The sequence below is a fragment of the Roseobacter sp. GAI101 genome (genome assembly GCF_000156335.1).
In the GTDB taxonomy this organism is placed as follows: Bacteria; Pseudomonadota; Alphaproteobacteria; order Rhodobacterales; family Rhodobacteraceae; genus Sulfitobacter.
Window position 1 is genome coordinate 361,191 of sequence record NZ_DS999213.1, and the last position, 25,177, is coordinate 386,367.

The 25,177-nt window shown below is 60.3% G+C and carries 20 protein-coding genes; 13 read left to right on the forward strand and 7 right to left on the reverse strand.

Features of this window, described 5'->3' with window-relative positions; all coding sequences use genetic code 11:
• Window positions 1-3: 3 nt before the first annotated feature.
• Both RGAI101_RS01645 and RGAI101_RS01650 read left to right on the forward strand, forming a co-directional pair.
• Window positions 4-645, forward strand: a complete 642-nt coding sequence (locus tag RGAI101_RS01645) for a GntR family transcriptional regulator (protein ID WP_008228360.1) — start codon at window positions 4-6, stop codon at window positions 643-645.
• A gap of 322 nt (window positions 646-967) precedes the next feature.
• The gene (locus RGAI101_RS01650; RefSeq protein ID WP_037227108.1) at window positions 968-1,648 is read left to right on the forward strand and encodes a DUF1236 domain-containing protein; all 681 of its coding nucleotides are present in this window, start codon (window positions 968-970) and stop codon (window positions 1,646-1,648) included.
• A 112-nt stretch (window positions 1,649-1,760) separates the two neighbouring features.
• On the opposite strand, the gene RGAI101_RS22295 is transcribed toward RGAI101_RS01650, so the two are convergent.
• Window positions 1,761-2,843, reverse strand: coding sequence for a DUF4082 domain-containing protein (locus RGAI101_RS22295; RefSeq protein WP_254655226.1), 1,083 nt, complete (start codon window positions 2,841-2,843; stop codon window positions 1,761-1,763).
• The gene (locus RGAI101_RS01655; protein ID WP_008226078.1) at window positions 2,819-5,917 is read right to left on the reverse strand and encodes a N,N-dimethylformamidase beta subunit family domain-containing protein; all 3,099 of its coding nucleotides are present in this window, start codon (window positions 5,915-5,917) and stop codon (window positions 2,819-2,821) included. Before RGAI101_RS01655 ends, RGAI101_RS22295 begins: the two co-directional genes overlap by 25 nt.
• A gap of 360 nt (window positions 5,918-6,277) precedes the next feature.
• On the opposite strand from RGAI101_RS01655, the gene RGAI101_RS01660 reads away from it, so the two are divergent.
• Window positions 6,278-7,873 carry a class I adenylate-forming enzyme family protein gene (locus RGAI101_RS01660; RefSeq protein ID WP_008226093.1) on the forward strand — a complete coding sequence of 532 codons (1,596 nt, stop codon included), beginning with the start codon at window positions 6,278-6,280 and terminating at the stop codon, window positions 7,871-7,873.
• 3 nt (window positions 7,874-7,876) lie between these two features.
• On the opposite strand, the gene RGAI101_RS01665 is transcribed toward RGAI101_RS01660, so the two are convergent.
• Window positions 7,877-8,530: a TetR/AcrR family transcriptional regulator gene (locus RGAI101_RS01665; RefSeq protein WP_008225076.1), complete on the reverse strand. Its 654-nt coding sequence runs from the start codon at window positions 8,528-8,530 to the stop codon at window positions 7,877-7,879.
• Between the two features lie 318 nt (window positions 8,531-8,848).
• Here RGAI101_RS01665 and RGAI101_RS01670 point away from each other — a divergent pair, with 318 nt between their 5' ends.
• The 3 genes from RGAI101_RS01670 to RGAI101_RS01680 all read left to right on the forward strand — a co-directional run bounded on the left by RGAI101_RS01670 (window position 8,849) and on the right by RGAI101_RS01680 (window position 11,936).
• On the forward strand, window positions 8,849-10,000 hold the full coding sequence (locus tag RGAI101_RS01670; RefSeq protein WP_008226411.1) for a C4-dicarboxylate TRAP transporter substrate-binding protein: 1,152 nt from the start codon (window positions 8,849-8,851) through the stop codon (window positions 9,998-10,000).
• 80 nt (window positions 10,001-10,080) lie between these two features.
• Window positions 10,081-10,629, forward strand: coding sequence for a TRAP transporter small permease (locus RGAI101_RS01675; protein WP_037227109.1), 549 nt, complete (start codon window positions 10,081-10,083; stop codon window positions 10,627-10,629).
• Window positions 10,626-11,936 (forward strand): TRAP transporter large permease, encoded by a 1,311-nt coding sequence (locus RGAI101_RS01680; protein WP_008227163.1) that lies wholly within the window; start codon window positions 10,626-10,628, stop codon window positions 11,934-11,936. Before RGAI101_RS01675 ends, RGAI101_RS01680 begins: the two co-directional genes overlap by 4 nt.
• 43 nt (window positions 11,937-11,979) lie before the next feature.
• Here the strand turns inward: RGAI101_RS01680 and RGAI101_RS01685 are convergent, their stop codons facing one another.
• The 4 genes from RGAI101_RS01685 to hpaR form a co-directional block, all read right to left on the reverse strand.
• Complete coding sequence (locus tag RGAI101_RS01685; protein ID WP_008228054.1) at window positions 11,980-13,761, reverse strand: TRAP transporter permease; 1,782 nt, start codon at window positions 13,759-13,761, stop codon at window positions 11,980-11,982.
• A gap of 49 nt (window positions 13,762-13,810) precedes the next feature.
• Complete coding sequence (locus RGAI101_RS01690) at window positions 13,811-14,767, reverse strand: TAXI family TRAP transporter solute-binding subunit (protein WP_008225399.1); 957 nt, start codon at window positions 14,765-14,767, stop codon at window positions 13,811-13,813.
• A gap of 118 nt (window positions 14,768-14,885) precedes the next feature.
• Window positions 14,886-17,210, reverse strand: coding sequence for a Tex family protein (locus RGAI101_RS01695; RefSeq protein ID WP_037228871.1), 2,325 nt, complete (start codon window positions 17,208-17,210; stop codon window positions 14,886-14,888).
• Window positions 17,211-17,518: 308 nt separating this feature from the next.
• Window positions 17,519-17,971, reverse strand: a complete 453-nt coding sequence (hpaR, locus tag RGAI101_RS01700; protein WP_037228872.1) for a homoprotocatechuate degradation operon regulator HpaR — start codon at window positions 17,969-17,971, stop codon at window positions 17,519-17,521.
• Window positions 17,972-18,057: 86 nt separating this feature from the next.
• On the opposite strand from hpaR, the gene RGAI101_RS01705 reads away from it, so the two are divergent.
• The 7 genes from RGAI101_RS01705 (at window position 18,058) to RGAI101_RS01735 (ending at window position 25,175) form a co-directional block, all read left to right on the forward strand.
• A complete protein-coding gene (locus tag RGAI101_RS01705) occupies window positions 18,058-18,450 on the forward strand; it encodes a 5-carboxymethyl-2-hydroxymuconate Delta-isomerase (protein WP_008225664.1) in 393 nt (130 codons plus the stop codon).
• Entirely contained in the window at window positions 18,447-19,952 is a 1,506-nt protein-coding gene (gene hpaE / locus RGAI101_RS01710; protein ID WP_008228622.1) for a 5-carboxymethyl-2-hydroxymuconate semialdehyde dehydrogenase, read from the forward strand. Before RGAI101_RS01705 ends, hpaE begins: the two co-directional genes overlap by 4 nt.
• Window positions 19,953-19,967: 15 nt before the next feature.
• On the forward strand, window positions 19,968-20,948 hold the full coding sequence (gene hpaD / locus RGAI101_RS01715) for a 3,4-dihydroxyphenylacetate 2,3-dioxygenase (RefSeq protein ID WP_008226732.1): 981 nt from the start codon (window positions 19,968-19,970) through the stop codon (window positions 20,946-20,948).
• Window positions 20,945-22,342, forward strand: coding sequence for a pyridoxal phosphate-dependent decarboxylase family protein (locus RGAI101_RS01720; protein WP_008225218.1), 1,398 nt, complete (start codon window positions 20,945-20,947; stop codon window positions 22,340-22,342). The genes hpaD and RGAI101_RS01720 overlap by 4 nt, the downstream gene beginning before the upstream one ends.
• Window positions 22,342-23,196, forward strand: a complete 855-nt coding sequence (locus RGAI101_RS01725) for a fumarylacetoacetate hydrolase family protein (RefSeq protein WP_008228145.1) — start codon at window positions 22,342-22,344, stop codon at window positions 23,194-23,196. Before RGAI101_RS01720 ends, RGAI101_RS01725 begins: the two co-directional genes overlap by 1 nt.
• Complete coding sequence (gene hpaH, locus RGAI101_RS01730) at window positions 23,193-23,993, forward strand: 2-oxo-hept-4-ene-1,7-dioate hydratase (RefSeq protein WP_008225495.1); 801 nt, start codon at window positions 23,193-23,195, stop codon at window positions 23,991-23,993. The genes RGAI101_RS01725 and hpaH overlap by 4 nt, the downstream gene beginning before the upstream one ends.
• Window positions 23,994-24,158: 165 nt before the next feature.
• Window positions 24,159-25,175 (forward strand): BMP family protein, encoded by a 1,017-nt coding sequence (locus RGAI101_RS01735; RefSeq protein ID WP_008228583.1) that lies wholly within the window; start codon window positions 24,159-24,161, stop codon window positions 25,173-25,175.
• Window positions 25,176-25,177 lie beyond the last annotated feature (2 nt).

The window sequence follows — 25,177 nt, forward strand, 5'->3', positions numbered from 1 at the left end:
GCGATGATTATTCGTGCGGCAGAAAACATCTTTGAAAGCCTGATCGACGAGATCATGGCCGGTCGGATGGTACCGGGAGAGCCCTTGGTCGAGCAGACGCTTGCCGCGCAGTTCGGGGTGTCGCGCACCCCCGTGAGAGAAGCCTTGCACCGGCTGGAGCAGGCCCGACTGGCCGAACGGGGGGCGCGTCGTGCATATGTGGTGCGGCGGATGGCCCCCGAAGATCTGGCCGAACTGTTCGAAGCCACCGGCGAGGTCGAGAGCACGCTGGCCGCGCTTGCTGCAAACCGCATGAGCGAGATCGAGCGGCGCAGGTTGACGGCAGTTCTTGATGAGGGCGATGCTTGTGACGACCCCACCGCCTATAGCGAGATCAACAGCCGCTTTCACGAGATCATCAAATCAGGCGCGCGCAATTCGATCCTTGCCGCGACGCTGGATGAACTGAACCTGCGCACCGTCGCCTGGCGCGCAGCGAATTTTCGCGAAGACAGCCGACGGTTGGCGTCCTCTCGGGTTGAACATCGCAGCATCACGCAAGCGATCGTGGCGCAGGATGCCGACGCCACGCGGCGGCTGATGTGCAGCCACGTCGCGTCGTCTTATATGGTGCTGGCCGACATCCTCTCTCGGCGGGCCCCCTAGGGAAACCCTGCGGCCAGACAAAGCAAGCGTTCCTTTTCCCTGCCAGGCAGGAAGAACTGGGCGTAGTTGGTGGCATTCAGGACGGACAGCTGATGGCAGGACAAATGTCTGACGGAATCTTTTCCGAAATGGGAAAGGGGATGGTCTTCTGCCACCATGATATTTCCCGAATAAATCGTTGTAGATCATAGCATTGAGGTAAAGTTGTCTGGGGTCAGGAACCAATGCCAAAATCCGGCGTTGTACTCACACTTCAACTCGTTGGAGTAAAGTGAACTCAGATGGCTCACGGTCACTGAAATGACAGGTAAGGATAGTAACTATGAAACTCGTTAAAACTGGTATGATTACCGCTCTTTTGTTTTCCACTGCAATCCCAGCATTCGCCCAAACCACAGGTGCGATTGCCGCGACGGATCTGAACATCCGTTCGGGCCCTGGTCCGCAGTATGATGTCGTCGGCGTGATCCCCGGTGGCGAAGAAACCATGGTAGAAGGGTGCCTGGACACCACGCCTTGGTGTGAAGTGAAATTTGGCGAAGTAACGGGCTGGTCCAGCTCCGATTATCTGGCCGTAGCCGTAGACGAGCAGGCGATTGCCCTGACAGCGCGCCCTGCAAGCGTTGAAGTAAACTCGGTTACCTATGAAGACGCCGAAGGCACCATGAAGAACCAGCGTGAAGGTGCAGCCGTAGGCGCAAGCTTGGGCGTGCTGACAGGTGTTGCTGTTGGTGGTCCGATCGGTGGTATCATCGCAGGTGGCATTCTGGGCGGTGCCGCAGGGTCGGCTGTTGCCGAGCCTGAGGAAAAGACGATCACATATGTGACGTCCAACCCGGTAGAAACAGTGTATGTCGACGGTGAAGTCGTCGTGGGTGCCGGTGTACCGACAACGGTCGAGACATATGAACTGCCACAGGAAGAATATCGCTATCTGAACCTGAACGGTCAGCCGGTGATCGTGGACGCGGAAACCAACACAATCGTGCGCATCATCCGCTAATTACTTTCCAAACCAAAACTTGCAGGCCCGAAGGAGTATCCTTCGGGCCTGTTTGCGTTTTAGCACTGGTTTCTTCGGGACGTCGGGTGATCTGATGCTATCAGCTTTGGTGCTAGATCAGCGCATCAAACGGGTCGAAATACAGGTCCACCCAGTAGTTGGAGGCGTTGTAGCTTGATTCCGGGAACAGACCGGTTGTGCCCGCACTGAACACGCCGTTCCCTGTGGGGCCGACACTTGCGGGGGCGCTCAGCGTCCCGTCCGCTCCGACCCAGTCCGTCGCAAAGAAATTGCCGCTGAAGGCGTAGTTTTGCGTTGTTCCGTAGGACGCGACGTAGGGATCGTTCGCGGTCAATCCGACAGGTGTCGCCAAGGTCGCCGTTTGCCAGCCGCTTTGACCGGGGGTTGAGGTGACTGACGCTGATGCCAGCAAGGTGCCGGTACCGGTCCACAGGTTCAATGTGCGTGTATCGGTGTCTCCGGCATCCAGATCACCGCGCCAATAGCGCAGTGCGGTGACTTCGCCGTTGGTCGCGGCGGCAAATTCAACGCCCAGTTCGTAGTCGGTTGAATCGCTGGTTATGATCTGCGCAGGGGCATCGGTGACGCCGAACAGCGACGCGAGGACCGGGGCGGTTTCGTCAACCACATCGGTAACTTCAACCGTGATTGCCTGCGTGACCGCCGGGTTTATTCCGTCCGAGATGGACAGCAACACTTCGTATATGTTGTCGAGGTTGAGGTCTTGCGGCGTTTCGAAGTCAGGCGTTGCGGCGAAACTCAGCAGGCCGCTGGTGCCGTTGATGTTGAACGCAGCCGCATCGTTCCCGCCCGCGACCGCAAAAACGAAGTTGTCCCCGTCGGGGTCAATCGCGGTGATCGTCGCAGCGGTCGTCCGGTTCTCGGGGACGGTAAAGCTGGTCCCGGCAAGGGTAAACGCAGGCGGCTGGTTTGGCGCGTCACTTGCGCGGAAACCGACATCGACCCAGTAGTTCGAGTTCTGATAGCTCTGGGTGGGCAAGACACCGGGCGTCCCGGCGGCATAGACACCCGCACCTTGCGACGCTGTCAGGATGCCGTCCGGTCCGGTTTGGGGCGTCCCGAAGTAGTTTGAGCTGAACGCATAGTTCTGGGTGGTGCCGTAGGACACCGTATAGGTCGCATTGGCCGTCACCTGAACCGCTGACGACAGCACGCCGACCCTGCCCAGCCGCTTTGACCCGCCCCTGAGGTCACCGTTTCCGACGCAAGCAGCGCACCGGTGCTGTCCCATAGGTTCAGGGTCCAGATATCCGTGTCGCCCGCGTCCGGTACGCCGCGCCAGTACCGCAGGCTCGCGACTTCACCGCTCTTGCTTGCGGTGAACCGTGTGCCAAGCTCGTAATCCGTCGAATCTCCGGTTTCCGTGGCGGCGGGCAGGGCCGTTGGCGCAAAGAGGTTCGAGACGGTGGCCCCGGATTCATCGACCACATCGGTGACTGTGACCTGCAGGTTCTGGGTCACAGGCGGGCTCAGGCTGTCGGATGCACTGACCGTGACCTCAAAGATATTGTCGGTATTGCTGTCTGAGGGCACCTCGAAATCGGGGGCAAAGACAAAATTCAATGTGCCGGTGGCGGGGTCGATGCTGAAGGCGGAAGCATCCGCGCCCCCTTGGATGCCGTAAGTGACCGGTTCGGTGGTCTGCGCGGTCAACGTGGCGACCAGCACCGAATTCTCGGCGATCGACACGGCGGCGGGCGATGTAAATTCTGGGGGTACATAGGAAATCTCGCCCGGATCAAAGGTGACATCAACCCAGTAGTTCGAACTTTGGTAACTGCTGGTGGGGATCACGGCTCCGGCAGCCTCTGCATAGACACCGCTGGAGGGCGTCGTGGCGGACAAATAGCCGAAGGGGTCGCTGTAGCTTTGGTTGAAAAATCCCAGTGACGAGACATAGTTGTTCGCCGTTTCATAGGACACGATATAGTTCTGCCCCGTCATGACGTTCACGGGGGTCGAAAGCGTCGCGGTCTGCCACCCGCTTTCATTGGGGGCAGAGACAAAGCTGGTGGTTGCCAGCAACGTGCCGTCGTCACGCCACAAACGGCCGGTACGCGTGTCGGTATCCGTAGCATCGGACACGGCCCGGTAATAATGGAGCTCCGTGATCTGCCCCGTCGTCGAGACGGAAAAGGTTGTGCCAAGCTGCAAGGGCTGCGGGTTGCTGTAGGCCCCGCCGTCAAATTGCACCCAAGGCTCGAACAGGCTGACGGTTTCGGGGGCGGTCACCTGAACCACCTCGGTGGCGAGCGATGCTGTCGTGGGCAGGTTCAGGCTGTCGTCGATCGCCCTGACCCGGATCTGATAAGACTGCAAGGCGTCGGGCGACCATGCATAGGACCAGTTTGTCGTGCCTTCCGCCACCGACCACGTGCCGCCATTGTCGAATGATACCTCGACCAACACCACTGCGCCATCGTCCGTCAACGGATTGCCATCGTTGTCGGTGGTTGTGCCGGTCAACAGGACGGGGCTCCCCACAGGCAAGGTATCGGGAAGGGCGTCCAACGTGGCAACAGCCGGTGTGACATCCGATGACGCCGCTGCGCGCGACAACCCCTGACCGGCAAGCACGGCATCCGTCTGTCCCGGCTGGATCCCCATGTCAGCGAAAAGATTGACCACGAATTGCTGAAGATCGGCGTTTTCGATTTGGGCATCGTAGGGTTGACCGTCATGCAGGTTGCTAAGCGCCCATGTCCAGAACACCGTGCCTGCACCAAAGACCAGCGCGCCGCTGTCAGCGCGATAGACCGACAAGTTATGCGTCGCGATGCCGGGTTCCACCGTGTTGCCGTCATCGACCAGGATGCCATTCCACGGGATTGTCGTCTCGGACAGGTGTACCAGCCCGTCGGGGCGATAGGCATCCAAGGGGGACGTGTCCCATTCATAGCCCAGAATCCCTGCAGCCAGATCAACGCCACCTGTCGCGGAAATGCTGGTGTCGCGCCAGAACCGCAGCGCCGCGTATTCAGCCGGGACATCCAGTGCGCCCCCGAATTCTCCGGTGCCGTCGGGTCCGAAAATCTGCCCGGTCAACGCGTTTTCGTTGGTCTTGTACAGGTCGGGCTGACCCGAAAGCGCTGGGCGATCCGTCGCGTCACCCGCCAGCGGATTGCCAAGAAAGCGGTCATCGCGCCATGTGCCGGTCCAGATGTTTTCGGGATCAAGGTTGAAATAGTCGGCGGGCAGGGCGGCCGGATCAATATGCGCCCATGTCTCCTTGTAGCAGACCAGCGTGCGATATTCCTGGCCATCGACCGTGCTCGTCTCCCAACGGGTCTTCCAATAGACTTCGTTGCCGCTCCAGAACAACAGGTTGACGCCTGCGTCGCGCGCCTCTTCGACGTTGTAGCGTTGATCGGCGGACCAGTATTCGTCATGCCCGACCGAGATGAACGCACCGTATTTCTTGAGGTAGTCCGCGCCAAGCCGGTCGGTGTCCACGCCTGACATGTAGGCAACGTCATAGCCGTTCTGCTCAAGCCACGCGATCCCCGCATAGTCTGCGCCGAACAGGTAATCCTGCGCGCCTGCCGCCGGCCCCCCCTGCTGGCCATCAATGCCGCGGGTGACCAGCGGCCTGTTGTAGCTAAGCGCATAAGCGCGGTCCTGCGCAAAGCCGCCCGATCCGGGAATGACGGGATGGTCGACGGTGCCGCTGGAGTCGCCATAAAAGTTTGCCCCGACCTGACCGTTGTTCCCGATCCAACCGTTATAGGCTTGCCATGTGGTGTCCGAGGTCTGCAGCACGATATCGGCGGGGCGGTCATCGTCGCGCACGACAAAGGGGATCTGGTTCACCGCGCCGTTAACGGGATTGCCGTTCGCATCCAGCCGCTGCACCCGCGCAAGGTAGACGCCGGAAACCGCATCGGCGGGGATATTCCAACTGTCGGTCACGGCCCAGTTGCCAGCATCCGCCGTGCCCGTGACAGGATTGAACGTGGCATCGGGCTGCACGGTGGCCGCGCTGTTGGTCCAGCCGGCGACCATGCGCGCGCCGTCGCCATCGTAGTGGCCCAGCCGGAAGATTTCGACCTGATAATCGCTGCCCGGCGTGTCGCTGACATTGATCTTGAAGTCGATCCGGTTGCCGTTGTCGACGCTGAAATCAGTCGCGAAGCCTTCGATCAATGAGGAATGGGGGACGTCCCAGTAGGACTTTGGCATGCGCCCGTCGGTGCGGGCATTTTCTACGACGATCTGGTTGTCAGGCATTTGGGGCTCCGTTTTGTTGCGTGTCAGGCGCGGATGTGGCCCAAGGACCTTGCCGGCAGGTCAAGTCTGCCTTGCGCCGCGCGGTTCAGACAATGCGCCGGGCGGCGTGACCGATCATCATATCGGTTGAGCATCTTACCGCCGTTAGACCATTTGCCAGTGCCCCGGTCCTGCGGTCCTCCGAAGGAGCAACCGGCATAGACCTTTTTGGTGTAGCCCGGAGGATCGGCCGTCCCTCGCGCCGTTACGTCGGGGGCGGGTGGGCGATGGGTCTGTTTCTTGCGGTCTTCAAATTCACGGCTTGAGTTTCTTTCAAGGTTTTTTCAAGGTGGCCAAAAAATTTGGAGGAAAGAAATCCCGATGCAAAATTGGCCCGCGAAAATTACCGACCTGATAGCGGAGGAGACCCACTTTGGTCGCGGTAATCTCAAGTGTTTTTCTGACAGGCCCGCCAGCTTGAACGCGATGGTGAAACAGGCCGTCGACCGCAACCCGCAAGGCGAGGCCGTCGTTTGCGACCAGATCCGGCTGACTTATGCCGCGCTGGACGCGCAGGTCGATGCTGTGGCTCTGGGGCTGATGGCACATGGCGTCAGCGCAGGCGGCAGAGTGGGATTGCTGCTGGGCAACAGCCCTGAATTCCTGATTGTGCTGCTGGCCAGTCTGCGTCTTGGGGCGGTCGCCGTGCCGATCAACGTGCGCGAACAGACACCTGAACTGGCGCATATCCTGCAAGATTGCGGTGCGCGAGTGCTGGTACATGATGCCGATTTGGCGGACAGGTTGCCAAAGCCCAAAGATACACCGCAGCTTGACCACCGTTTCAGTGTTGGCGGTCCTGTGGACGGGTCAACCGACTATGATGGGCTTCTGTCTCAGGGGGGCGAATTGGCTGTCCCGACTGTGACCGAGGAAGACAATGCCGTCATCCTTTATACGTCTGGCACGACGGGGCGGCCCAAAGGCGCGATGCTGACCCACCTGAACATCATCCATTCCGCCATGCATTTCGAGATGTGCATGGAGTTGGGAACGGGCGAGCGGTCACTTCTGTCGGTGCCGGCATCGCATGTGACCGGATTGGTCGCCACATTGTTCACCATGCTGCGGACCGCCGGGTGCAGCGTGATCATGCGCAGCTTTCAAGCCGAGGCTTTTCTTGAGACGGCAGCAAGGGAAAAGGTCACGCAGACGCTGATGGTGCCCGCGATGTACAATCTGTTCCTGCTGCGCTGCGCGGTCGAGGATTATGACCTGACAAACTGGCGCATCGGTGGCTACGGCGGTGCGCCGATGGCCCAGTCCACGATACAGGAGCTGTCGGAAAAACTGCCTGGCTTGCTGCTGGTCAATGCCTATGGTGCGACTGAACTGTCCTCGCCCGCGACGATCTTGCCGCTGGGACTGGGGGCAGAGCGGTCTGACAGCATCGGCATCGCCGTCCCCTGCGGCGAGATACGGATCGTTGACCCCAACGGCAACGACGTCGAAGACGGAGAGCATGGCGAGTTGTGGATCAAGGGGCCGATGGTGGTGCCGGGATATTGGAACAACCCCGAAAAGACCAAAAGCGAATTTCAGGACGGTTTCTGGAAAAGCGGCGATGTCGGGTCGCGCGATGCCCAGGGGTTCATCCGTCTGCACGACCGTCGCAAGGACATGATCATTCGCGGCGGCTACAATATCTATTCCGCCGAGATCGAGAATACCCTGACAGCGCATCCCTCAGTGATCGAATGTGCGGCCATCGGGCGGCCCGATCCCGTGCTGGGTGAGAAATTGCAGGTGTTCGTGCACACCACGGATGCAGGGTTGGACGCGGCCGCAGTCAAAGCATTCGTCGGGGCGCATCTGGCCGATTACAAGACGCCGGATTTCGTGACGCTGACCGATGCGCCGCTGCCGCGCAACGCCAATGGAAAGATCGTCAAAGCCGTCCTGCGCGATCAGGTCTAGCGCCTAGACGGTCATCCCGTGCACCACGGCGTGGGCGAGGGCCTGCGCAATCATATCGCGGTCCGCATCCGTCTGTTCAGGGCGGATGCGGTACCAGTCGACCAGTCCGTTAAGCGCCCCCATCACGGCGCGGCTTGCGATCTCGATGTTGGGGACGCGCAAGACGCCCTGCGTGACACCGGCGCGCAAGACGTCCCGATACAGGTCTTCGTAATCGTTGCGTTGGGTGATCAGATCGGTCAGCACTGCGCGTTCGGCTTCGGTGGTCGATCCGCGCAAATAGATTTCGACGCCAAGCCGGATGCTGCGCTGATAGGGCAGGGTATCCATCATCACGCGGGCATGGGCGACGGCCATCGCCTCAAGCTTTTTGTCGCTGGGGATAGACAGCGCAAGGACGGGGGCCACGGCATCAAAGCAATATTGCATCGCCTGCTGGTGGACCGCAAAATAGATCGCGTTCTTGGACCGAAAGTGGTGATACACACGGCCCTTGGTCGCCCCGAGAGCGTCGGCGATGTCGTCCATCGTCGCTTTCTCGAGACCCTTGAGCATAAAGCACTGCGCCGCAGCGTCGATGATCTGCTGACGGCTGTCGCTTTTCGCAGGTTGGATCTCCGACTGATCCGGTTGCATATGTTCGATCATCCCATTCATACCCCGACACTCCGGCGGTGTTCCCGTTCTTTGCGCTGGCCGTCTGACGCAGGGTAACCGGCCCGTTCCGATCAGCTTTGCGCATAAAAGTGCATCATTCGAGCGTTAGCGCAACCGAGCCCGCGACAGCTATTGACACCCGAGCGGACTGTTACGACAGTAACATACTACTCAGAATGTTGCCGAGTCAAAACATGGATCGCCCCAGGGCATACCATAGCTGAAACCGGGCAACGGGCAGAGTGGCATAAAGATTAATGGCCCCGACGGGCATCATGTCCCGTCGTCAGGGCCGAAGATATGTTTGGGAGGACATACATGACCTACAAGAATTCCGTGGCACTTGCCGCAACTCTGGCCGCCGTCGCCATCGCCGGGCAGGCCACCGCAAAAGAACGCCTTAACTTTGCTTACGGCTACCCCAACAATTCGGCCATCGGCCTTGCCGTGGATGACTATGCCGAAGCCGTTGCCGAACGTTCCGGCGGCGAAATCGACGTGACCGGCTTTGCCATGTCCTTGCTCAGCCTGCCCGAAACATCCCCCGGCGTGCGCGACGGTCTGGCGGATGTCGGCTTTGTGCTGCCGCCTTATTACCCGGCGGAATATTCCACCAACCTTTTCCTGCACGAGATGAACCTGCTGATCAATCTGGTCGAAAACCCCACCGGCAAGGAGCCTTTGGCGTTTTCGGGCGCGATGTTGGAGTATTCGTTCACCAAATGCCCCGAGTGTCTCGAAGAGAACAAGGCGCAGAACCAGGTCTATACCGGCGGTGGCGTGACCCCGCTCTATAACCTCCTGTGCAAGGACGTGAAGGTTACATCGGTCGAAGACCTCAAGGGCTTGCGCTTGCGTGCGGGCGGGGCCGGTTTCGTCCGTTTCGCCGAAGCTTTCGGCGCGCAGGGTGTCCGCCTGCCGGTATCCGAAGCCTACGAAGCCCTGGATCAGGGCATCATCGACTGTGCCATGCTGTCTGCCCCCGAACTGACCAACTACAACCTGCATGAAGTCGTGACCGACATCACACTGGCGGTACCGGGCGGCGCATTCGCCGGTGTGTCTTCTGCCAACGTCAATGCGGACCGCTGGAAGGCCATGGACGACAAGAGCCGCGAAGCATTGCTGTGGGGCGGCAGCCACATGTCCGCAGATGTCACGTGGAACTTTTACACCGATGACAGCGCCGCGATCGAACATGCCCGCGCCAATGGCATCAACATCCACGAGGCTGATCCGGAACTGCTGGCTGCGGTACAAGAGTTTGCCCGTGCCGACCTCAAGACCGTTTCGGCGTTGTTCAAGGACACCTACGGCGTCGCGCGGTCCGATGAAATCGCTGCCGATTTCGAACCGCTGCTTGCGAAATGGAACGGTCTCGTGAAGGACATCGACAGCAGCGACGCATTGCAGCAGCTGTTCTGGGACGAAGTGATCTCCAAGGTTGATCCGGCCACCTACGCCCAATAAGCCAAAGATCACGTGATCGGACGGGGTGCCGTGCTTGACGCACAGTGCCCCGTATTCTCCTATTCAAAACGGATACTTAGATGAAACTAATTGCGTCAGTGATCTCAGCGCTGATCACGGGGACGGCGTCGCTTGCCGGCATCATGGTGCTGATGCTGGTCGCCCATGTCACGATTGACGTGGTCATGCGCTTTGCCTTCCAGACCCCGCTGAATTCCACAATTCTTTATGTCTCTGCCTTCTACATGGTTGCGATCGCCTTTCTCCCGCTTGCCGCGGTCGAGCAACGCGATGGCCACATTGCAGTCGAACTGCTGGTCGAGAGGTTCCCGACGAAACTGCAGAGCTTTCTGGCTGGTCTTGCGCTGTTGTTGACATGCATCGTGACCGCGACGGTCGCCATCCGCACCGGAGACGAGGCATTGGCCAAATATCTGGGCGGGTCGTTTTCCATCGAAGCGGGGGGCAAGGTTGCCACCTGGCCCACCTATCTGCCACTGCCCATCGGTTTCGGCCTGATGTCGATCGTGGCGGGTTGGAAATTCATCTGCATGGTCACGGGCCGGGCGCACGGGCTTGATGCCCTGCGGATCGAAGACCCCTATCTATCCGACGGAGATGCCCAATGACCGAACTACAGATTGCGGGCATCTTCATTGCCATCCTGCTGCTGATGATCCTGATGCGCATCCCGATCGGCATTTCCCTGATTGCGGTCTCGTTCGGCGGATTGTGGTCCATGTTCAACTGGAACATCGCCTGGGGCAGCCTTGGCATCGTGCCCTACAGCTTCGCCAACTCCTGGGTGCTCAGTTCGATCCCGGCGTTCCTGTTCATGGGCTTTATCTGTTATCATACGCGCCTGACGCAGGGGCTGTTCAACGCGGCACAAATCTGGCTTTCCGGTTTGCCGGGCGGGTTGGCGATTGCATCGGTCTTTGGCTGCGCGGGGTTTGCCGCGGTCACCGGGTCGTCCGTCGCGTGTTCTGCCGCGATGGGCAAGATCGCCGTGCCTGAAATGATGCGCCACCGCTACAGCGCGGAGCTTGCCACCGGTACCGTGGCGGCGGCAGGAACCATCGGGGCGCTGATCCCGCCGTCGATCCTGATGATCCTCTATGGCATCATTTCACGCCAATCGGTCAGCGCGCTGTTTCTGGGCGGTCTGGTGGTCGGTGTCATTACCCTGTTCGCCTATATCGTGCTGATCATGGTGCGGGTAAAGATGAACCCCGACCTTGCGCCCCCGGTCAAGATCAGCGCCACCCGTTCGGAAAAGATCAGGGCGTTGGGTCAGACATGGCCGGTGCTGTTGATCGTCATCGGCGTGTTCGCGGGGCTTTTCGGCGGTGCCTTCACCCCGACAGAGGCGGGTGCGATCGGGGCGATGTTGTCCACCGTCGTGGCGCTGCTGTACCGCACGCTGACGTTCAAGGCATTGCGCATGGCCATCACCGAAACGCTGACGACCACGGCAGCCCTGCTGATCATTGCCGTGGGGGCCAGCCTGCTGACCCGCTTCCTTGCTTTGTCGGGGATCGGCGATGCGCTGTCGGATGCGATCCTTGGCTTTGGCGCGTCGCCGCTGCTGATCATGGTCGGCATCGTCTGCGTCTATCTGGCGCTTGGCATGATGCTGGAACCGGTTGGTGCCATGCTGCTGACCTTGCCAATCGTGCTGCCTATCGTGGATGAAACCGGCTATAGCCTGCTGTGGTTCGGCGTCGTGCTGGTCAAGCTTTTGGAAATCGGGATGATCACGCCACCGATGGGCATGAATGTTTTCGTAATCAAAGGCGTGGTCGGGAATATCGCATCCCTGTCCACGATCTTTAAGGGTGTGTTCTGGTTTGTCGTCGTCGACCTTGTGATCGTCGCGGCGCTGATCGCATTCCCCGACATCGTTCTGTTCCTGCCGGAATGGGTCGGACGATAGCGGCCCCAAGACCCGCCTGAAACGACAGGGGCGTATTCCCTTCCTAGGAAAGGAATACGCCCGCAAAACATATCACAAACCCGCCAACGGCCAGCAGGGCCCGCCGCAGCCACCCGGCACGCCCGATCAGGGAGTATGACAGGCACGACAGGCCGGTGCCGACCATGACAAAGGCGATCACGGCACCGGTCGTGTGGGTCGCGATGCGGATCAGGTCGGGGTTGGCGATCATCGCCAGCGGGATGATGTAAAGCCCGACGCCAAGCGCCATCGCCGTCAGTGCCACCTTGAGCCAGTTTTCACCGATCATCCCCGCCGCGATAAAGACCGCACCGCAGACGGGCGGCGTGATCGTGGACAGCAAGGCGAACCAGAATACAAACAGATGCGCTTGCAAGGGTTCAAGGCCCAGTTGCGTCAACGCTGGCCCCGCGACTGAGACACAGATGACGTAGGCGGCCGTGGTGGGGACTTCCATGCCCAGCAACAAGCAGGCCAGCGCGGTCAGGATCAACGCGGGCCATAATGCGCCGCCCGACCCCGAAAGGATGACCGAGGTAATCTTGATCCCCAGTCCGGTGATCCCCAGCACCCCGATGATGATCGACGCGCAGATGATGATGGCTGCGATCATGGCGACCTGTTGGCCGATCGAACGCAAGGCAAGACCCAGGCGCGCGACGCCCTGAGGGATGCTCATCCTAGGGGTGGCGTCAAAGAACAGCACCGCGAGCCCTGCGAATATTGCGATCACGGCCGCGTATTGCGGTGTGAACCCCGCGATGAACATCGCGCAAAGCAGAACGGTGAACGGCACGAGAAAGAAGACCGAGGTGATCAGAACCATGCGCGGCGCAGGGCGCTGGTCCTCGGGAACCGCCTTGAGGTCAAAGCGCTGCGCATAGGCGTTGATGCCCATCCAGACCGTCAGGAAATAAAGGATCGCGGGCAGTGCTGCGGCCAGCATGATCTGGGTATAGGGTACGCCGGTCAGTTCAACCATCACGAAGGCCCCGGCACCCATCAGCGGCGGCATGATCTGCCCGCCCGACGAGGCTACGGCCTCGACGGCGGCAGCGAGGCGTTTGGGATAGCCGAGCTTGGTCATCGCGGGCAGCGTGATCGCACCCGTTGATGCTACATTTGCCGACGCAGACCCCGAAATCGACCCGAATAGTGCCGATGAAAGGACCGACACCTTGGCGGCACCTCCGGTCAATCGCCCTGCGGCAGCGGCGGCGACGTTCATGAAACCTTGGCCTGCCTCGCCCGCATTCAGTACCGCGCCGAAGATGACAAAAATCGCCACGACCCCCACGGACACCCCGGTAAGGCTGCCCCAAAGCCCGCCTTCGGCGACGACAAGCGTGCCGAGAAAACTGCGCAAAGGGGTACCCGCATGGCCGAACTCGCCGGGAATATTCTGGCCATAAAGCCCGTAGAGCAAGGCGCAAAGCGCCACCAGCGGCAAAGGCCAGCCGATCATGCGGCGCGCGCCCTCCATCGCGATAAGCAGCAATGTGATGGCCAGCACGACCTGAAACCGGTTTTCCAGAAACCCGTATTGATTGCGCAGCATCTGGTGGTTCAGGGCGATCCACACGCAGCCGGCGACGCCGATCGCGGTGATGATCAAACCCGACCACCACCCCAAAGGCGTCTTGGCGGCATACAGGAAGACCCACGGCAAGATCAGCGCCATATGCAAGGGGCGTGCGACAAGGTTCGGCACCAATCCGTAAAAGATCAGTCCGATATGAAATACCGCAGTAATCGCGCCAAGCACGATCCACACGCGGCTTGCGTTGGTAAATAATGATGTCATGGGATCAAGGTGCCTTGCCCCTGCTTTGCACGGGGGCAAGGCTGGGCTCTTACATTTGCGCGTCGCTCAGGGACACGCCGATTTCAGTGTAATAGCGGATCGCACCGGGATGGATCTGCGTCGTGATGTTGCTCAGCATATCTGTCGACACGGCGGCCCACCATGGCGCATCCTTGGCCATCGCCTCGCGGGTTTCCCAATAGGTCTTGGTCAGCGTATAGGCCGTATCATCGTCCATCTTGGTGGTGGCATACGCAACAACTGGCAGCGACGTTGTCGTCACATCGTCGGTCTGGCCTGCATATGTGCCGGCAGGGATCGTCAGCCGCGTGCGCTTTGACGCGGTGATCTGGTCGTCATCCAGCGAAAGGAGGGTCACCCCGGTGGAGGCCGCCGCTTCGATCACGTTGGGCGCGGGATAGGACCCTGCCGTCACGAAACCGTCGATCTGCCCGTTCTTCAACGCATTCGCAGCATTCGACAATTCCGAATCCGCAATGGTTACCTTGCCCTCGAGGCCGAACAACTTGAGGTATTTTTCGCCCTCGGTCGCCCCGAAGGAGCCACTGCCAAGAAGGATCGTCTTGCCTTCCATCTGCGCAAAGCTGGTCACGCCGCTGGCCTGCGACATCACGAAATGCATGGTCAGTGACGGGATCGGAAACAGCGCGCGGATGTCTGCAAAGGCCGGATCGCCCTTGCCCTCGAACATGGCCTTGCCGTTTTGCGCCAGCCCGACCAGCGCCGGTGGCGTGGTGAACACATAGTCACCCCCGCGTGCACGGACTTCCATCACGTTCTGGACGGAGCCCTGGCTTTCCTCGACGGTCACGGCGATATCGCCGCCGGTACCGGTTTTCATGGCCTCGGCGATCTGCACGGCCATCTGGAAATACGACGATCCCGCCTTGGCAGATTTGTAGGTGATGCGCGTTTCAGCCGATGCGACGGTGGTCATCATCAGTGTCGCAACCGCAGCCGCGCCGATGGATTTCATAAATGTCATTGGTTCTCACTCCCTTGTTCTGTGGCCGAAGATCATGGTTTCGCACGGAAAAAGCAAGCAGTGCAGTGGTGATCCCCCAAATGTTTCGGTGGAGAGGATGGGGTGGGCCAAAGGCCCGTCACCGCTTGGGATCCGCCGGCCGCTTGAGCGCCTGCGCAAGGGCAGACCCCAACGCGCCGTGGCTTTGAGCAGAGGCCGCCGGACCGGCCGAGGCTGGTCCTTTGCCGCGCGGCTTGTGCTTTTCGGCATGCCGCGGGGCTTGTGATTTTTCCTGGCTGTTATCCTTGCGCATGGTCAGGCCGATGCGCTTGCGCGGCACATCAACTTCGGTCACCCGGACGCGGACGACATCACCGGCCTTGACGACCTCGTGGGGGTCTTTGACAAAACGGTCGGCCAGTTGGCTGACATGGACCAGCCCGTCCTGATGCACCCCGATGTCGACAAAGGCCCCGAATGCGGCAACATTCGTGACGGTGCCTTCCAGGGACATGCCGGGCTTCAGATCGGTGATGCTGTCGATGCCTTCGGCGAAACTGGCGGTCTTGAACGCCGGGCGCGGATCGCGGCCGGGTTTTTCCAGCTCGGCAAGAATGTCGCGCACGGTGGGCAAGCCAAAGCTGTCGTCGACGAACTGTTCTGCGTTCAGCCCCGCAAGGGCGGCACTGTCGCCCATGATCGCGCGTACATCGCGCCCGCAGGCCTGCACGATCTTGCGCGCAACGCCGTAGGCTTCGGGGTGGACGGAGGAGGCATCCAGCGGCTCCTTGCCGTCGGTGATGCGCAGGAACCCGGCGCATTGCTGAAAGGCTTTCGGGCCCAGACCGGCCACTTTCAAAAGCGCCTTGCGGGTGGGAAAGGCACCGTTTTCATCGCGGTATGCAACGATATTTTGCGCCAAAGATGGTCCAAGACCCGCGATATGCGACAGCAACGGGGCAGAGGCCATGTTCACGTCAACCCCGACGGCGTTCACCGCATCCTCGACAACCGCTGCCAGCGACAGGGCCAGATGGCGCTGGTCGACGTCATGCTGATACTGGCCGACACCGATCGCCTGCGGTTCGATCTTGACCAGCTCTGCCAGCGGGTCCTGCAGACGCCGCGCAATGGACACGGCCCCGCGAATAGAGACATCGACATCGGGAAACTCTTGCGAGGCCAGTTCCGACGCGGAATAGACTGATGCCCCCGCTTCGGAAACGATGACCGGCGTCGGGCGTGCAACCCCTGCCGGCAGACGCTTGAGAACATCCGCGATCAGGCGTTCGGATTCGCGGCTGGCGGTGCCGTTGCCGATCGCGATCAGGGCGACGCCGTGCTTGCGGATCATGTGCAGCAACGTTTCCTCGGACCCGCGCAGATCGTTGCGGGGTTGGAATGGATAAATCGTCGCGGTGTCCAGCAGCTTGCCGGTCTCGTCCACCACCGCGATCTTGCACCCGGTCCTGATCCCCGGATCAAGCCCAAGCGTGGCACGCGCCCCGGCGGGGGCGGCCAACAGCAGGTCTCGCAGGTTGCGGGCAAACACCTCGATCGCGGTGGCATGGGCACGCCGGCGCAATTCGGTCATCAGATCGACGAACATGCTCAGGCTCAGCTTGATCCGCCATGTCCAGGCGGCAGCGTCGTGCAGCCAACGATCACCCGGACCTTGCCCCGGTATCCCGATTTCGGCAGCGATCATGCCAATCACACGGGGCAGGGTGGTGTCTTCGTCTGGGCCGATATCGACGGTCACGATATCTTCTTTCGCGGCCCGCAAAATGGCAAGGGCGCGGTGCGACGGAATGGTCGCCCATTTTTCCCGATGCGCGAAATAGTCCGAGAACTTCGCGCCGACGTCTTCCTTGCCCTTGTTTACCCGCGCCGTGATCAAGGCCTCTTGCTGCATGACCTGCCGCAAACGTCCCAGCAGGGACGCGTTTTCCCCCAGCTCTTCCGCCAGAATATCGCGGGCTCCGTTCAGCGCGTCCTTCTCAGTCGGCACGGCTTCCGAAAGGTGGCGCTTTGCCAGCGCCGCAGGTTCCGTTGCACGGTCCGCAAGAATCGCGCGCAACAACGGTTCCAACCCGTTTTCACGGGCGATCATCGCCTTGGTGCGCCGCTTGGGCTTGAAGGGCAGATACAAATCCTCAAGGACTGCCTTGGTGTCAGCCGCCGTGATGGCGCGCGCCAGCGCATCGGTCAGTTTCCCCTGTGTCTGGATTTCCCCAAGAATACTGGCGCGCCGCTTCTCCAGCTCCCGCAGATACCCCAGCCGCTCCGCAAGAAGACGCAACTGCGCATCGTCCAGCCCGCCCGTGACCTCCTTGCGGTACCGCGCGACAAAGGGAACGGTATCGCCACCATCCAGCAAGGTGACGGTCGCAAGGACCTGCTCGGGCCGCGCGTCAATGTCTTTGGCAATCCTGTGTGCAATGCGGTTGGCAACGTCGGTCATGGTAGGCTCCCAAAGATGATAGAACGCCGTGATAGCGCTGCCGCCCAAGCAGGCCAAGTCGAATTTCAAACCGCCATCCGACAAACGTAAACGAACAGGTTCCCGTCGGATCTCCGCCCCTTCTCTGGCTCTTAAATATCCCGGGGGTCGGGGGGCTGGCCCCCCGCGCTTAGCAACGAAAACGGGATCAGATGGTTTCCTTGTCCGCCCCCTCTTCCAGGAAAGACTGTCTTCAAGCACCCCGCAAAGTACCTCTGGGGCACCTTGCAGACCCGACCTTACCGTGGGCCTCGACGGTCGCAGGCACGCTATTTCGGTGCCAGATCAAGTTCATGCAGTTCCTGAAGCAAATCAAGCAGTTGCTCCATCTTCTTCGGGCCAAAACGGTGTTGCAGATCTGCGGTGATGGCGGCGGACCGGCTGGCGTGATCGTCGATCAAGGCTTGCCCCTTGGGCAAAAGCATCACGATGGATTTGCGACGGTCCTGGGTATCCGGTTGTCGGCGCAGCAGGCCGTCTTTTTCCATCGCGGTCAAAATCCGCGTGAGGCTGGGCAGCATCAGACAGGCGGCGCTGGCGATGGCCGTCTGCTCGGTCGGGCCGGATTCCGACACCACCCGCAGCACGCGCCATTTCTGTTCGCTGATGCCGCTCAGGCTCAGCATGTCACGGAACGGGCCCATCACGGTTTCACGCGCCCGCAAAAGCGCTATGGGCAGCGAACGGGCGGTCTGGGTCAGCCTTGCGGTGTCGTCTTTCATCAGCAGTCTCCCGCGCGCAAATTTGATTGACATGTTAAGTAGTGTGCTTAACATGTCAATCAACAACGGCCACATGGCGGGGGCTTATGCCACATTTCCACATCGATTATTCGCCCAACCTCGAGGCGCGGCTGGATATCGCGACGCTTTGCGGGGTCTTGGCGCAGGTCGCTGCGGAAACCGGGGTTTTCCCCGTGGCGGGCATCCGTGTGCGGGCCACCGCCTGCACCCATGTGTTGATCGCCGATGGCAATCCCGATCATGCCTTTCTTGATCTGTCGGTCCGCTTGCGGGCCGGGCGCACGGATGCGGCCAAGCACAGGGCCACTGATGCGATCTTTGATGCGCTTCAGGCGTTTTGCGCGCCCGTTCTGGAAAGCACATCCCTGATGCTGTCGATGGAGATGCGCGACATTGATCCCGCGCTTAGCCCTAGGGCAAGTTCAATCCGCCGTTATTTACCCGAGGATTTACAATGACCGATCTCGCCACCCATCTTGCCACGCTTAAAACCCATTTGGCGCGATATCGTGACAAGGGGATCTTGAACCTGATCAACGGCAAGAACGTTGAAGGGCTGGAAACCTTCGAGACGCATTCGCCCGTTGACGAGAGCCTGATCTGCACCGTTGCAAAAGGCACCGCGGGCGATATTGACGCCGCCGCCCGTGCGGCCAAGGCCGCCTTTCCGGCATGGGCAGCGCTAGAGGGCAGTGCGCGCAAGAAGATTTTGCACAAGATCGCGGACGGGATCGTCGCACGGTCCGAGGAAATCGCGCTTTGCGAATGTTGGGACACAGGGCAGGCCTATCGGTTCATGTCCAAGGCGGCGCTGCGCGGGGCCGAGAACTTTCGCTATTATGCCGACATGGCCCCGACAGCGCGGGACGGCCAGTCACTGCCCACCAACAGCCACATGAACGTGACCAGCCGCAGCCCCATCGGGCCTGTGGGCGTGATCACGCCCTGGAATACACCGTTTATGCTATCGACATGGAAGATCGCGCCCGCCTTGGCCGCAGGCTGCACCGTGGTGCATAAACCCGCCGAATTCAGCCCGCTGACAGCCCGTATTCTGGCCGAGATCGCCCACGAGGCGGGGCTGCCCGCAGGCGTCTGGAATCTGGTTAACGGGATGGGTGAACACGCAGGCCGTGCCTTGACCGAACACCCCGACATCAAGGCGATTGCCTTTGTCGGTGAGAGCAAGACCGGGTCGATGATCATGAAACAGGGTGCCGATACCCTGAAACGCTGTCATTTCGAGTTGGGCGGCAAGAACCCTGTCGTTGTATTCGATGATGCCGATATTGAACGCGCTCTGGATGCGACGATCTTCATGATCTATTCCCTGAACGGCGAACGCTGCACGTCCTCCAGCCGCCTGCTGGTGCAAGACACGATTGCCGACGCGTTCGAGGCACGACTGGTCGAGCGGGTGAACACCATCCGCGTCGGTCATCCGCTGGACCCGGCCACCGAAGTCGGCCCGCTGATCCACAAGGTACATTACGACAAGGTGTGCAGTTACTTTGACATTGCCCGCACGGACGGGGCGACTGTGGCCGCAGGCGGCGACGCGCAGGCGGGCAAGGGTTGGTTCGTGAAACCCACGCTCTTTACCCACGCGACCCCGAAAATGCGTATCTCGCAGGAGGAAATCTTTGGCCCGGTCCTGACGTCTATCCGGTTCAAGGACGAAGACGAGGCGTTGCGGATCGCAAATGATGTCGATTACGGCCTGACCGGCTATGTCTGGACCAATGATGTCACCCGCGCCTTGCGGTTCTCGGGCGCGCTTGACGCGGGGATGATCTGGGTGAACTCGGAAAACGTGCGCCATCTGCCGACGCCCTTTGGCGGCACGAAGGCCAGCGGGATCGGCCGCGATGGCGGGCAATGGTCGTTTGATTTCTACATGGAACAGAAGAACGTCGCTGTTGCCCTCGGGCAGCATAAAATTGCCCGTCTGGGCGCGTGACGAAAGGACAGCGCTATGCCAATCCCTGCCGCCAACCTGAACCCGCCCTTCAACATTGTCCGCCTCAGCCATGTCGAACTGCGCGTGACCGATCTGGCATGGAGCAGGGCGTTCAATGTTGATCTGCTGGGTCTGCAGGTCACCCACGAGGACGCGACCCACATCTATCTGCGCGCCATGGAAGAACGCGGCCACCACTGCGTGATCCTGAAGAAAGCCGATGAGGGATCTGTGGGCGTTCTGGGCTTCAAGGTCTGGAGCGAAGAGGATCTGGACCGCGCTGAGGCTTGGTTCAAATCCCGCGATCTGCCCACCGCTTGGGTCGAGCGTCCCTTCATGGGCCGCGTGCTGTCCACCCGTGATCCGATGGGTATTCCGCTGGAGTTTTACGCGCACATGGACCGATTGCCCTCGATCCATCAGCAGTACAAGCTGTACCAAGGCGTCAAGCCGCTGCGCATCGACCACTTCAACATGTTCAGCCCCAACGTGGATGCGTCGGTGCAATTCTACGGCGATATGGGGTTTCGCGTGACCGAATATACCGCAGACGAGGAAACCGACCGCACATGGGCCGCATGGATGCAGCGCAAGGGCGGCGTGCATGATGTGGCCTTCACCAACGGCACCGGCCCGCGCCTGCATCACCTTGCGTTCTGGGTGCCGACGCCGCTTAACATCATTGATCTGCTCGATCTGATGAGCACGACAGGCTATGTGACCAACATCGAACGGGGCCCCGGGCGGCACGGCATTTCGAATGCGTTTTTCCTGTATATCCGCGATCAGGACGGCCACCGGACCGAGATTTACTGCTCGGATTACCAGACGATCGACCCCGATATGGAACCGATCAAATGGGATCTGAAAGACCCGCAGCGCCAGACCTTGTGGAGGGCGGCAGCACCGCGTAGCTGGTTTGAACTAGGCTCAGTTTTTGAAGGGACAGCCATCATGGAAAGCAATCTGAACGCCCAACCGATTGTCGCGCCATGAATTGGGATGAATATACGCTTTGGGCCAAACGGATCGCCGATTGGGGCACTGAATATCACAAGACACTGGCCGACCGTCCCGTGCGCGCGCAGACCGCACCGGGCGAAATTGCCGGGCAGTTGCCCCTTGGCCCGCCCGAAGACGCCGAAGGCATGGATGCGATCATGGGCGACTTTGAACGGATCGTGATGCCCGGCATGACCCATTGGCAACACCCTCGGTTCTTTGCCTATTTTGCCGCCAATGCCGCGCCGCCGTCGATGTTGGCCGAAATGCTGGTCAATACAGTCGCGGCGCAATGCATGCTTTGGCAGACCTCGCCAGCCGCGACCGAAATGGAAGGCGTGATGGTCGATTGGTTGCGTCAGGCCATGGGGCTGCCTGACGGGTTTTCCGGCGTGATTCAGGACAGCGCATCTTCGGCGACCTTGTCTGCGGTGCTGACCATGCGCGAACGCGCGACAGCATGGCGCGGCAACCGCGAAGGGCTGAACGGGCAGGGACGTTTGCGCATCTATTGTTCGGATCAGGTGCATTCCTCGATTGATCGCGCGTGCTGGGTGGCGGGGATCGGGCAGGACAATCTGGTCAAGATCGGTACCCGCGCCGGGGGGCATTATGGCATTGATACCGATGAACTGGCCGCCCGGATCGCGCAGGACCGCGCCGCCGGCTGTATTCCGGCCGGCATCATTGCAATCACCGGGGGGACCGGCATCGGGGCCTCTGACGATCTGGCACCGATGCTTGCGATTGCCGCTAAAGAGGACCTTTACACCCATCTGGATGCCGCATGGGCCGGATCCGCGATGATCTGCCCGGAATTTCGCGCGCAGTTCTGGGACGGCGTCGAAGGTTTCGACAGCATCGTATTCAATCCGCATAAATGGCTGGGCGCACAGTTTGATTGTTCGATCCAGTTCCTGCGCAACCCCCAGGAACAACGCAACACGCTGAAGATCGAACCGGAGTATCTGAAAACCTCGGGTGCTGAGGTGACGAACTATTCGGAATGGACGATCCCGCTGGGGCGGCGGTTCCGGGCGCTGAAACTGTGGTTCCTGATCCGCAGCTACGGGCTGGAAGGATTGCGGACCCGCATCCGCAATCATGTGCTTTGGGCTCAGGAACTTTGCGAGGTAATCCGCGACATGCCTGATTTCGAGATCGTGACAGAGCCGATCCTGAGCCTGTTTTCCTTCCGCTGTGTCGGCGACGATGCCCTGCAACAAAGGTTGGTGGACGCCATCAATGACGACGGGCGCATCTACATCACGCAAGGAATGCACGCGGGGGCCAAGGTGATCCGCTTTCAGGTGGGTCAGTTCGATACGACACGTGATCATGTGTTGATGGCAGCGCAGGTGATCAGTGAAATCCGGGAGACCCTTTAATGCGATTTGCAACATTCACGGCGGACGGGCGGCAACAGTACGGTGCCGTCGCCGACGGGGGCCTTATCGCGCTGTCAGATGATTTCCCCCTGTGGAAGACCTTGCGCGATGTCATTGACAACTATGGCTTTTTCGCACTTGAAGCTGCGGCGACGGGCAGAGCAGTTAGCCAACCTGATGGCAGTTTTCGCTGGGATATCCCTGTGCCCAACCCCGAGAAGATCATCTGCGTCGGGGTGAATTTCCCCGACCGTAACGCTGAATACAAGGACGGGCAGGACGCGCCGCCGAACATGTCCTTGTTCATCCGCTTTCCGCGGTCCTTCGTTGGTCACGAAACCCCTTTGACACGACCCCCCGAGACGCCTCAGCTCGATTACGAGGGCGAGATTGCGATTGTGATCGGCAAAGGCGGACGGCGCATCGCTCAAGCTGATGCGTTGGATCATATAGCAGCCATAACCCTTTGTAACGAAGGGACTTTGCGTGATTGGGTGCGGCACGCAAAATTCAACGTCACCCAAGGCAAGAACTGGGATGGCTCGGGGGCGATGGGGCCTTGGCTGGTGCCGTTCACCGACCCTGCGCAGATCGCCGATGTGGGGCTTGAGGCGCGGGTTAACGGGGACGTCCGCCAAAAGGACCGTACGGGCCGGATGCTGTTTCCGGTGGCGCGCCAGATCGAATATATCTCGACGTTCACGACGCTGGTACCGGGCGATATCATCGTGACGGGCACGCCCACCGGCGCAGGCGCACGGTTCGATCCGCCCATCTGGCTGGTGCCTGGTGACGTGATCGAAGTCGAAGCCCAAGGCATCGGAACCCTGCGCAACGGGGTGATTGACGAATGACCCCGGACCAGATCACCGCTGCTGCCGATATGCTGTTTCAGGCCGAAGCCACGGGCCAACAATGCGATCTGCTAAGCCTCGCGTTTCCGGACATCACCCTTGACGATGCTTATGCTGTGCAGGCCGCATTTGTGGCGCGCAAACGGGCGGCGGGCGGCAGGATCATCGGTTGGAAGATCGGCCTGACCAGCCGCGCCATGCAGCAGGCATTGAACATCACCACGCCTGACAGCGGCGTTTTGCTGGATGATATGCTGTTCGAATCCGGTGATACGGTGACCAAACGGCGGTTCATCCAGCCTCGGATCGAGGCGGAGATTGCCTTTGCCCTGAAAACCGGTCTTTCGGGCGCGGATGTCACCCGCGAGGCGGTGATTGCCGCAACCGATTACGTCGGACCGTCGCACGAGATTCTGGATACCCGGGTCCTGCGCGCTGATCCGGCGACTGGCAAGGCGCGGGTGATCTATGACACCGTGGCCGATAATGCCGCAAATGCAGGCATTGTTTTGGGGGACGCGCGCCATCCGGTAGATGCCCACGACCTGCGGTGGGTCGGTGCCGTGGTCAAACGCGATGGCGTGGTCGAAGAAACGGGCCTTGGCGCGGGCGTGCTGGATGATCCGGTGATGGGAATTGTCTGGCTGGTCCAACGGCTTGCCGCCTATGGCATGGGGCTGTCCGCCGGGGAAATCGTGCTGTCAGGGTCGTTCATTCGCCCGATAGAGGCCGCGCCGGGCAATGCTTTCGATGCGGATTTCGGGTCATTTGGACGGGTAACCTTGAACTTTGCCTGAGGTCAGACAATCGCATGTGCTGAAAAAACAGGCATGCGGCGCTGTGGCTGAAATCCTGGGGCACGGGCGGCAGGCTGACTTGACCATTTGGTAAAAGACTTCTTGACCGACGCACCGGAACCAAAGCACGATCTGCACAAATAAACACCACAGGGGGTCAATTTGATGAAATCAGTGAACACTTCGATGAACCGTCGCGGCTTTATGGCGACAACGGCGGCCACGGCTTTGATCGCCGCAACGCTTGGCGCACCTGCGCTGGCCGCGGATCCGGTCAAGGTTGCTGGCATCTATACCGTTCCCGTTGAACAGCAGTGGGTCAGCCGGATTCACAAGGCCGCAATGGCGGCCAAGGACCGCGGCGACATCGAATATGTGTATTCGGAAAATGTCAGCAACACCGACTATGTCCGCGTGATGCGTGAATATGCCGAAGCCGGGAACACCCTGATCATCGGCGAAGTTTTCGGTGCCGAACAAGAGGCGCGCGAGGTCGCTGCGGACTATCCGGGCATCGCCTTTCTGATGGGATCGAGCTTTAAAGAGGATGCATCGCTGTCGAATTTCGCGGTGTTCGACAACTACATTCAAGACGCCTCGTATCTGTCTGGGATTATTGCAGGTTCCATGTCCGAGACTGGCAATATCGGAATGGTTGGCGGCTTCCCGATCCCGGAGGTTAACCGCCTGATGCACGCCTTTATGGCCGGCGCGAGGGAGATGAACCCGGATATCAAATTCCAGGTCAGCTTTATCGGGTCGTGGTTCGATCCGCCCAAGGCCAAGGAAACGGCTTTTGCGATGATCGAAAACGGCGCGGATATGCTGTATGCGGAACGCTTTGGCGTGTCGGACGCGGCCAAGGAAAAGGGCGTGCTGGCGATCGGCAACGTGATTGATACCCAGGCGGAATATCCTGAAACGGTTGTCGCCTCGGCGATCTGGAACTTTGAACCGACGCTCGACAAGGCCATCGCCGAAGTTCAGGCAGGCACGTTCACGGCGGCGGATTACGGTATGTATTCGTTCATGAAAGAGGGCGGCACCGTTCTGGCCCCGCTGGGCACGTTCGAAGGCAAGGTGCCCGAGGCCGCGATGGCGCTGGTCAAACAGCGCGAGGCCGAGATCAAGTCAGGCGATTTCGTGGTCGAGATCGACGATACAGAACCCGCTTCGTCCTGACC